Annotated in this window: 12 protein-coding genes; all 12 read right to left on the reverse strand. The window is 29.1% G+C overall.

The features are described 5' to 3' along the window. Window positions 1–208: 208 nt before the first annotated feature. The gene (locus tag CLOBL_RS28090; RefSeq protein ID WP_009169358.1) at window positions 209–379 is read right to left on the reverse strand and encodes a hypothetical protein; all 171 of its coding nucleotides are present in this window, start codon (window positions 377–379) and stop codon (window positions 209–211) included. Window positions 380–738: 359 nt separating this feature from the next. Next, the gene (locus tag CLOBL_RS16805) at window positions 739–999 is read right to left on the reverse strand and encodes a hypothetical protein (RefSeq protein WP_009169357.1); all 261 of its coding nucleotides are present in this window, start codon (window positions 997–999) and stop codon (window positions 739–741) included. A gap of 4 nt (window positions 1,000–1,003) precedes the next feature. Continuing rightward, window positions 1,004–1,537: a hydrogenase maturation protease gene (locus CLOBL_RS16810; protein WP_077860095.1), complete on the reverse strand. Its 534-nt coding sequence runs from the start codon at window positions 1,535–1,537 to the stop codon at window positions 1,004–1,006. Further along, the gene (locus CLOBL_RS16815) at window positions 1,534–2,925 is read right to left on the reverse strand and encodes a nickel-dependent hydrogenase large subunit (protein ID WP_077860096.1); all 1,392 of its coding nucleotides are present in this window, start codon (window positions 2,923–2,925) and stop codon (window positions 1,534–1,536) included. Before CLOBL_RS16815 ends, CLOBL_RS16810 begins: the two co-directional genes overlap by 4 nt. A 67-nt stretch (window positions 2,926–2,992) precedes the next feature. Then, the gene (locus CLOBL_RS16820; protein ID WP_077860097.1) at window positions 2,993–3,871 is read right to left on the reverse strand and encodes a hydrogenase small subunit; all 879 of its coding nucleotides are present in this window, start codon (window positions 3,869–3,871) and stop codon (window positions 2,993–2,995) included. Window positions 3,872–4,222: 351 nt separating this feature from the next. Next, window positions 4,223–4,576, reverse strand: coding sequence for a DsrE family protein (locus tag CLOBL_RS16825; RefSeq protein ID WP_077860098.1), 354 nt, complete (start codon window positions 4,574–4,576; stop codon window positions 4,223–4,225). A 92-nt stretch (window positions 4,577–4,668) separates the two neighbouring features. Continuing rightward, window positions 4,669–4,986: a thioredoxin gene (trxA, locus tag CLOBL_RS16830; protein WP_077860099.1), complete on the reverse strand. Its 318-nt coding sequence runs from the start codon at window positions 4,984–4,986 to the stop codon at window positions 4,669–4,671. Window positions 4,987–5,077: 91 nt separating this feature from the next. Next, on the reverse strand, window positions 5,078–5,662 hold the full coding sequence (locus CLOBL_RS16835; protein WP_077860100.1) for a TlpA disulfide reductase family protein: 585 nt from the start codon (window positions 5,660–5,662) through the stop codon (window positions 5,078–5,080). A gap of 9 nt (window positions 5,663–5,671) precedes the next feature. Beyond that, window positions 5,672–6,349 (reverse strand): cytochrome c biogenesis protein CcdA, encoded by a 678-nt coding sequence (locus CLOBL_RS16840; protein WP_077860101.1) that lies wholly within the window; start codon window positions 6,347–6,349, stop codon window positions 5,672–5,674. A gap of 257 nt (window positions 6,350–6,606) precedes the next feature. Beyond that, window positions 6,607–7,062 carry a DUF134 domain-containing protein gene (locus CLOBL_RS16845; protein ID WP_077860102.1) on the reverse strand — a complete coding sequence of 152 codons (456 nt, stop codon included), beginning with the start codon at window positions 7,060–7,062 and terminating at the stop codon, window positions 6,607–6,609. Window positions 7,063–7,301: 239 nt separating this feature from the next. After that, the gene (locus CLOBL_RS16850; protein WP_077860103.1) at window positions 7,302–8,117 is read right to left on the reverse strand and encodes an EFR1 family ferrodoxin; all 816 of its coding nucleotides are present in this window, start codon (window positions 8,115–8,117) and stop codon (window positions 7,302–7,304) included. A gap of 77 nt (window positions 8,118–8,194) precedes the next feature. After that, the gene (locus tag CLOBL_RS16855; protein WP_077860104.1) at window positions 8,195–8,797 is read right to left on the reverse strand and encodes a DUF1847 domain-containing protein; all 603 of its coding nucleotides are present in this window, start codon (window positions 8,795–8,797) and stop codon (window positions 8,195–8,197) included. Window positions 8,798–9,097 lie beyond the last annotated feature (300 nt).

Here is a 9,097-nt window from a genome sequence, read left to right on the forward strand (position 1 = left end):
TTAATTCATAAAATAAACTAAGCTACATTCTTAGAAACATTTTTCATGTTACTAGGCTTTAGTGCGAACGTATATTCTTATTAAAATTATACTTAACATGGATTCTATTGTAAAGAGACCTTATTTTATTTTTCCCAAATATTAATCATTAGAATACATAATTAAAGGCAGATTAAATCATTTAAATTTAATCTGCCTTTAAAAATATTTATTTAGCTTGTAAAAACTCTTCATAAGTTTCTATTTTATCCTCTCTATTGTTCATTTGTAACCAGTTATTATAATTTGTAATATTAGCTTCTAGTTTCTTTAAATTTAGTATTGTTCCATTTTTCTTTTTGAGTTCTGCATACATATTAATCTTTATTAGATTTCCCATTTTCATCATCTCCTTGAATAATTAAGATATTATTTATTTTAAACATATTTTATCCTCACAATATTTTATAACTTTTTAATATTCATCTTTTGTTCATCACTTTGATATCCTTTGTATGATTTAAATTTAACATATTATTTTATAATATTCAATAGTATTTAATAATAATTATCCATTTATTTTTCGACACGTCCAAATAAATTCTATACCTTGAATGTATACCCCTAGTGAAACAAATATAATATGTTTCACTAGGGGCATATATAATAATATGGTTGTTATATAAACAAATTAAATGCCTTAATATATTCTAGGCAGCATATGTGCTTCTAGATATAATATTTCTCTACGCTAGACTCTTAATTTTCACTTTGTTCTCCTTGGATGCTTTTAAGAATAGCAATTTGATCTTGTATCTCTTCCCTTTCTACATTGATTTTTGTCCATTCCCCAACTAAATTTCCATAAGTATGCTGAAGGTGATCATAAAGATTGTCAGAATGTATATGACTTCTAGAACTTACTATAACAGTAAACGTCTTAACTTTATTAATATTATTGGCTGCACATATGTTTTTTAATTCCTCTGAAATCTTACTTAATAAAATAGTATCATGCATATTTTCACTCCCCTTTTCTTTCATATACCTTATTCTTAATTATATATTTTTCTATTCTCTTCAAAATTTCTTTAGAAATAGCTTCTAATTTTTCTTGCAATACAAAGCTTAATCCAAAACCAAATTCAACTTCCTTTACCTCAATTGCATAAACTTCTCCTTTAGTACTAGGATAATAAAGTTTTAATAGATCCAAAAAACTATACTTATGCTGAGAGTATCCTTTTTTCTTAGAAACATAGGCACTTAGTGGAAAGCATGTAATCTCGCCAGGCTCTTTTCCATAACATGCTGAATCCAAAACAAGAATATAATCATCTTCTTGTACATTAGAAATTCCATATTGAACATCAGTTTCAACATAAATAACTTCAATTTCTCTTTCTAAAAGCCTCTCTTCTATAACTTTTGCTACTTCAATTCCTATAGCATCATCTTTCATTAAAATGTTTCCCATAGCAATAACCTTAATATTTGAGCATACATTTTTGTGAGTATCCTCTTCTTTGCTTTCAAAACCATTTACAGCTGTATTCAAACCAAAACCTCGACTATTTCTGTATCACCTGTGCTTCCAATTAAATGAGTTGCACACGATACGCAGGGATCAAAAGACCTTACAATCCGTCCAATTTCTATGGGCTCTTTAACATTGTTTAATTTAGTTCCAATAAGTGCTCTTTCTACAGTTCCAGGAAGATTTGATTCATCCTTAGGCGATAAATTCCATACAGTAGGTGTTATGATATTATAATGATTGATAACTTTTTTATCTATTTCAATCCAATGTCCAAGAGCACCTCTAGTAGTATCAGTTAACCCCACCCCATAAGCTTTTTCTGGAATATCATAAACCTTTTGATTATTTGGTTTTAGTTCTATTCTTTCAACAAGTTTCTTCATTATTCCCAGTATCTTTTCTGTTTCTAGCACCCTTGCAATGTTTCTATCCATGCATGAATGTCCATTTGTGTATTCTCCACTAACTATTAAGCGTGCTAATGGTCCAACCTCCATAGGTAGACCTAAATAGCGAGGAGCTTTTATAAAAGTGTATGCATCTTGCTTAGATAAATCCACTTCTTCTAACCCTTTGTCCTTTTTATACCATGAATAATGAATTTGCTCTGTAATTTTATCTGGTTCTAAATTATATTTAATATTATCCTTCATTACTCCTGGCTTAACATAAGTGATCTCTGGATCTTTATATTTATCAAACACTCCATAAGTCATAAAATATGGATATGATTGTCCTTTTTTAAAATAATCAGAATAATACTTAGAAATAATCTCTACATCTTCTTTCATTCTGATTGTTACAAAGGATTCTATATTTTTAATGATACTTTTTATTTTTTCTAGCTTATATGCATCTATATTTACAGTAACTCCTCCTGCAAAAATCCCGTGATTATGTGGAGCCTTTCCTCCTAGAAGTGCTAATCCTTCATGAGCTAATCTGCTAAATTCAATACTTTTTACGTAGTCCTCTTCTATTTTTTTATTTACCCTTTCCGGAAGCCTGAACTCAGTATATTGTTGTTCTTCTACTAATTTTATACTCTCTATTTTTGCGTAACTAGGCATGGAAAGTAAATAAAAATGCCTTAAATGATTTTGTATAAATTCAAAACCATGCAAAAGATCGCGAATATAATTATCATTTAAACTAACGGTTATCTTAAGTGCATCTTCCAAAGCTAAAGTAGACGCCATAGAGTGAGCTGTAGAGCATATTCCACAAATTCTCTCTGTAAAATATATAGCATCTAAAGGTGCTCTTCCCTTTAGCATTTTTTCAAATCCTCTAAAAAGCAATCCACTAGCATCTGCTTTAGCAATTGTATTTCCATCTACTTCTGCTTTTATTTCTAAAAAACCGCTTATTCTGGTTACCGGATCTATAGTTATTATTCTTCCCATATCATCCTCCTTGTAGCACACTCAATAAAACAACTAATATGCTTGTTTATTGTTTTATTTCATATATCTAATACCTTACAAAAGGTTCCATCCCATCTGGGAATTGTGATTGTGCACATCCAATGCAATTTGTATTATCCCCAATAGGCCAATTAACGTAGCCATTCCATTTTCTCCTTGGACAATCAGTTTTTGTGACAGGACCTCTGCAGCCTAATTTGAACATACAACCTTCTTCTCCAAACTTTTGTGCAAATATGCCTTTATCAAAAAATCCTCGTCTTGTACAATTATCATGAATTGTAACTCCATAAAAAATAAGTGGTCTTCCTTCATCATCTAACTCAGGCATGCCATAACCAACTAAATGTGCTATAGTTCCAACTACCCAATCTGGATGACACGGACATCCAGGCAGCCTTATAACCTGACGATTTAAAACTTCCTGTACACTCTTACTTTCTGATGGATTCGGTTTTGCAGCAGATATACCCCCATGAGAAGCACAAGTCCCTACAGCTACAACATACTTTGCTTTTCCCCCTGCTAATTGAATTGCCTCCAATGCTGTAATGTTTTTCCCATTATAATTTGCCACAATGGTATAACGTCCATTTTCTTTTGTAGAAACTGCTCCATCTACTAATAATATAAATTCTGTATCTAGTGTTTCTAAAAATTTTTCAAATGCGAATTCTCCTTCTGAGCCCATAAGTGTGTTATTATAAGTAAAATTCACAATATCAGTTAAGATATCATAAAGTCCAGGATTTTCACTATTAAGTAAAGATATTATATTTCCTGAGCAGCCTGTTGCTTCTAGCCAAATAGCATTCATCTTTTTAATATTTTTATTTTCAATTGCTTTTGCAACATCATTTGCAAATCTTTTTGAAGTATGAATTTTAACCTTTGTGAGTGGACATGGTGCTTTTCCACTAGTCAATTTAATTCCTCCAATGGATATTACTTTACTGCATTTTAAGTTTGAGTTCTTCTTATCAGTTATAATAATTACCATATAAGCTTTTAAAACGTTTTTGCTATTAAAATGACGGTATATAAACATCTTTTCAGTTAATAGTTTATGATTATAATATTGTAAAAATGTATATAAAAAAACTCCTACTGCATTTATTGTAGTAGGAGTTCTGAGTTTTCAAAAATATGTTTAAAGGAGAATTTCATCCCCTTTAAACTTTTCATATTTTTAAAACATTATCTATTTATTATAGTTATAATTTACTTTTCAGCATTTTTTCAACAGTTACTCTAGTTAATAATTTTTATAAATATATTAAGGTTTAATATACGAATAACCTTCCATTTGCTTCTCCACAAGTTCCAACACTCCTGCTGGAACAATATATACAAAATCAATTAAATCTTCTTGTTTAATATTAAAAGCTTTTAATGCATTATTACATGCTACAAACTTAATTCCTTTATTGTTTAACTCTTTAAAAAAATTTACAAAGTTTAAGTCCGTTTCTTTACTAAAACTATTGTATGCTTTCACTGCTTCAGCATTTGCTACCACTTCAATGTAATACTTATTATTACCTATAGCCTCTAATAAGTTACTTGCATTTTTCAATAATAAATTCCATTTATTAAGTTCATCTATGTGAAATATAACTTTGTACTCCAAAACAACAAACCTCCTTTAATATACATAATTAAAACTCCACATGCCAGCTTTATTTTTTAACAATGTGGAGTTTAATACTGAATTATGCTATTTTATAAATGAGCATTAACCTTATTTACTATATTATCTTTAGGCATAAAGCCTGCTAACTTTTCTACTGGCGCTCCATCTTTAAATATAATCATTGTTGGAACTGCTGATATACCATATTTGTCTGCTACATTACCGCTTTCATCAACATCTAATTTAAAAAATTTAGCTTTATCTGACATTTCACTGCTAACACCTTCAAATACTGGACCTAACATCTTACATGGCCCACACCAAGTTGCAAAAAAGTCAACCACTACTATCCCTTTAGTATTTTCAACATTTTTAGCAAATTCATTACTATTTATTATTTTTGCCATAATTAATTCCTCCAATTTAAATTATATACTTTATAATTTCCAATTTATTTATACTTTAATTATATTTTCATTCTTGTTCTTCTTCTGTGACTTAATCACTTAATAATGATTTAATTTCATTATTCAATTCTGCTTTAGTTATTTCCCCCATGTAATCTTTAACAATATATCCATCCTTATCAATAAACAAAGTTCTTGGTATAGATTCAATAGTATAATTCACTGCAGCAGTACTATCCTTATCGTATAAGACATTCATCTTATAATTATTATCACTTATAAACTTTTTAGCAGTATTTATGGTTTCCCTTTGCCCATCAGTCATATTTACCATTAAAACAACCAATTGATCTTGTTTATATTTACTTGAAAGTTCATTAAACAAAGGCATTTCTTCTTGGCAAGGTTTGCACCAACTCGCCCAAAAATTCACAACAACTGGTTTTCCTATATAATCAGATAATTTTACTTTATTAAGATTTTCATCATATACAACAAAATCTTTTTCTTTATCTTTGCTACTTGAATTATTAGAATCTTTACTTTGTGAATTATCTCCTTGACTATCGATATTTTTCTGACTATATGATGGACTTAATGAATTATATCCTATGTAGGCTATTGCCAAAAATCCCACAAAACATATTATTGCTATAAACAGTCCTTTCTTATTCATAAAACCCTCCTATATTGTTAAAATTGAAAGCAGTTTGTTTAAATATCCGGTCATAATCGAAATTCCTATAATAATAAGAATTACTCCAGATATAGTATTTATAATTTTGTAATTTTTCTTTATAAAATTAAATGTCTCTTTCATCTTATCTATTAAAATAGCGCATATAACAAAAGGAATACCAAGTCCAATACTATATATTAAAAGCATTATGGCTCCTTTAAGAACGTCTTTAGAATTAACTGCAATCATGAGAGCAGCACCTAAAAATGTCCCAACGCATGGTGTCCACCCTATTGCAAAAATCATTCCAAATAAAATTGACGACAAAAATCTAAAATTCTTTATTTGTACATTTATCTTTAAACTTCTCTCTAAAAATGGAATTTTAAATATTCCAATATAGTTAATTCCAAAAATAGCCACTATTAATCCACCAAAAAAATTAATAACAGAGCTTTCTTCTTTAATAAAACTTCCAAAGGTTCCTGCGAGTGTACCTAATAATGTAAATATTATGGTAAATCCTAATACAAAGCCTAACGAATTTATAAAAGCATCATATTTACTCTTGCCAGCTTTTTCATTACCTCCAATAAAATAAGACACATATAACGGCAGAAGCGGCAAAATGCATGGCGATATAAATGTTATAATTCCTTCTAGAAACAGCAAAAAATACTCCATAGTTTTCCTTTCCTCCAAATAGGCTTTATTAACATATTAATAGACCTACTATATAATTAACCTATTATACATTATAAACGATTTAAATATATTTTTACTGTGACTAAATCACATATTTATAAACACAAACTATTTATTTTCTCATTTAAAAGTAATTCCTACAACAATGCTTAAATAAAAAATAATAGACCAATATTTTCGAATACTGATCTATTGTTATTTTTCATTTAATAAAATATAAATTTCAAAGCCTCAAATCATTTCTTAATTTCTACGCTATTGCTTTTACACCAGTTCTTGCAAAATCCTGCCTTTTTACTACACATAACTTTGTCAGAACCACAGTTTGGGCAACTGACTCTATCTTGATCATAGTTTATTTCATAAATTGTTTCACATTCTGCGCATTTAAATTTGCAAAGCTTTGTAGTATAGTGGCCGCCGCTTATTCTTATTGCCTTTCCTTCTGTTAAAGCTATAGCTACTTTTTTTCTTGCACTATCTATTATATTTTGAAAGGTCTGTCTTGATACCTGCATTTTTTCAGCACATTCTTCTTGATTTAATTCCTCAATATCTTTAAGTCTCATTGCTTCAAGCTCTTCTACCTTTAAAATCATTTCTTCAATTTGACATTTTGGCTTTCCCCATGGTACAAAGTAATCATCTTCTGGAAAAAACTCAACTCTTCGGAATTTTGTTGGTCTTGCCACTTTTTTATCCTCCTTGGATTAATATATATTCAAACTAGTATAATATTTAAATCTGTTTTCACTATTCATCTATTTGATTATACTCAATTTAATTAAAACCTTCAAATATCTATATATATAAGTTGCGATAATGAAATCACATCACTATTGTCTACATGAATATGAATACAAAATATGTAATGTAAACTCTTTAACGCAACTTATATAGTAGCAAACCCTCAGTACTATTAGCTAATTTTTTAAATATATATTTGTGGTACTCGCCTCTTTTTATTTTTTATATTCAATACTTTAGAAACAATAATCTTTGGTTTATAAACTATTTTTCTGGCTTTTTTAGGACATTTCTTTACACAACAAAAGCATCGGATGCATTTATTTTCATCTATATCCATCGTATCCTTATTTATTGCATTCATTGGACATAATTTTATACATAAACCACATTTATTGCATATGTCCATATGTGCCAAAGGTGCCTTAGTAAACATTCTTGCACTATTTTTAGGCAAAATCCTTGCCATTAATGGAAGCTTACCTTTTGGAATTTCTATAAGGGAGTCATTTAAATTATATGTTTTTTTCATTTTATCAATTATTCTTTGTCCAAATATTTCAGCTTTATTCAAATCTTCGTAATTTGGGCGTCCTTCTTGCACCGGGACTTCTTTAGTTGAAAATGAATGTTCTCCTATAAACAAACCTGCTGCTACTATCTTAAATCTGGACTTTTTTGCCATAACCTCAAGCTCATTCAAGGCTATCCCTTCTCCAAAATTTCCATATACTGCAACCAGTACAACTGGCTTATTATTTCCATTCAAGCTGTCTAAAAAATTATGTACCATCTCAGGAGCTCTCTCTTCATAAACGGGTACACCAATTATTACTATGTCTCCCTTAATAGCAGGTGAAAGAACATTTCTCACATCTAATGAAGTTAAATCAATTGAGGTATTGTTAGTTGTGCCCATACCTTTTACAATCGCATAAGCAACCTTTTTTGTTGTTCCTGTTGGTGAAAAATATATAATTGTACTTGAATTAATAATCATAACTTCTCTCCCTGTTATAAATTAAAATTAAATAACTCCACACATTCTTATGCAATTTTCTCTTTAAGTATTAGTATTTATTTTTCAGGAAATAGTTTATCCTTATAATAAGATTCAGCTTGATATATAACCCCTAACGGATTATGTGCTAAAACCCTGTCTTTCACTGCAAAGACAGTTATTGGAGCTTCCGAATATTTTATGAACAAAGAATCATGTCCCACACACAATCCCAATAGGATATTTAAATCTGTTTTAGCTTTATTTAAAAATTCCGCTTGTCCAATTGGATTACACATTGGAACTTCTGACTTTATATCAATAAAATCTTTTGATACGCCTCCATTTTTACAAATTATTGAATTCACATTAAATCCATTATAACTTAAAACTTTACTTAAAATTTTAGCTTCGCTTGATAAACCAATGCAAAATGCAATACCTATATTTTTAAACTCACATCTATTAGCAAAATCCATTATCTCTTCTAATCTTGTCTTCTCACAATATCCTTCACTCACGACTAATGCTGATGCTTTAGCTATTTTCAGATTTTCTTCATCCTTATAAATTTCTTTAATTTTTTCAATTTGATTATCAAGACTTGGACAATTCTTAGGAGCTTTATCTAATTCCTTCTTATTGCATGCATGAATAGCACACAAAGCACAATTGTACATATAATTCACTTCTTTCATTCTTAGAATAGTTGCATACAGAATATTGTTCATCATATTTCCAATTGCATATTTGTTTAGCCCAACATTCTGTGAAGTTTTTTATTTTTAAATTAATTACATTATCACCTACAGTATAAATATAATTTTTACTATAATAAAATAATTATAACATATTCTCATATTAAGTATTGTTTTACCTCTTATGTAGATATCTTAACTTTTTTTACGCATCTGCCTTTTCGAATGCATGTGAGAAAAATCTGGCAGGCGAATAAGATTTATTTTTTATTCTTTTTGACA

This window comes from Clostridium sp. BL-8 (assembly GCF_002006495.1).
Taxonomy (GTDB): Bacteria; Bacillota; Clostridia; order Clostridiales; family Clostridiaceae; genus Clostridium.

Bases quoted from the DNA above. Each gene is read 5' to 3' on its own strand.
- CLOBL_RS28090 (WP_009169358.1), bottom strand. From the start codon at position 379: ATGGGAAATCTAATAAAGATTAATATGTATGCAGAACTCAAAAAGAAA.
- CLOBL_RS16805 (WP_009169357.1), bottom strand. From the start codon at position 999: ATGCATGATACTATTTTATTAAGTAAGATTTCAGAGGAATTAAAAAAC.
- CLOBL_RS16815 (WP_077860096.1), bottom strand. From the start codon at position 2,925: ATGGGAAGAATAATAACTATAGATCCGGTAACCAGAATAAGCGGTTTT.
- trxA (WP_077860099.1), bottom strand. From the start codon at position 4,986: ATGGCAAAAATAATAAATAGTAATGAATTTGCTAAAAATGTTGAAAAT.
- CLOBL_RS16835 (WP_077860100.1), bottom strand. From the start codon at position 5,662: ATGAATAAGAAAGGACTGTTTATAGCAATAATATGTTTTGTGGGATTT.
- CLOBL_RS16840 (WP_077860101.1), bottom strand. From the start codon at position 6,349: ATGGAGTATTTTTTGCTGTTTCTAGAAGGAATTATAACATTTATATCG.
- CLOBL_RS16850 (WP_077860103.1), bottom strand. From the start codon at position 8,117: ATGATTATTAATTCAAGTACAATTATATATTTTTCACCAACAGGAACA.
- CLOBL_RS16855 (WP_077860104.1), bottom strand. From the start codon at position 8,797: ATGTACAATTGTGCTTTGTGTGCTATTCATGCATGCAATAAGAAGGAA.